This is a genomic window from Mesorhizobium salmacidum (SeqCode) (assembly GCF_037179605.1).
GTDB lineage: Bacteria > Pseudomonadota > Alphaproteobacteria > Rhizobiales > Rhizobiaceae > Mesorhizobium > Mesorhizobium salmacidum.
In genome coordinates, this window is the sequence record NZ_JAPYKS010000109.1 from 1 (window position 1) to 347 (window position 347).

The following is a 347-nucleotide window of genomic DNA, read 5'->3' on the forward strand; positions in this document are numbered from 1 at the left end:
GTGACCTTGGCGCCCGACGCCTTGTCGGCCTCGACATCTTCCGGCCCGAGTTCGACGCAGGCGCCGAGATAGGTGTTCATCGAGCGCTCGCCATCGGGGGTGACGAAGATCATCGAGCGCGCCGTCGGTGGCTCGCCCTCGAGCGGCCTGGTGTCGAAGGCGATGCCCTGCGCGTGGATGTCGTGCGCGTAGATTTCGCCCAGCGCATCGTTGGAGACCTTGCCGAAGAAGGCGGCGCGTCCGCCGAAGGAGGCGACACCAGCCGCCGTGTTGCCGGCACTGCCGCCGGAGGCCTCGATCGCCGGGCCCATGCGGCTGTAGAGCAATTCGGCGCGGTGGGTGTCGAT

1 protein-coding gene is annotated in these 347 nt (G+C 68.6%); it reads right to left on the reverse strand.

The genetic code is table 11. From position 1 onward, the window contains the following. Nucleotides 1-347 (reverse strand): PfkB family carbohydrate kinase (locus tag O7A60_RS31860; protein WP_337109608.1); only part of this gene is annotated, 347 nt, incomplete at both ends.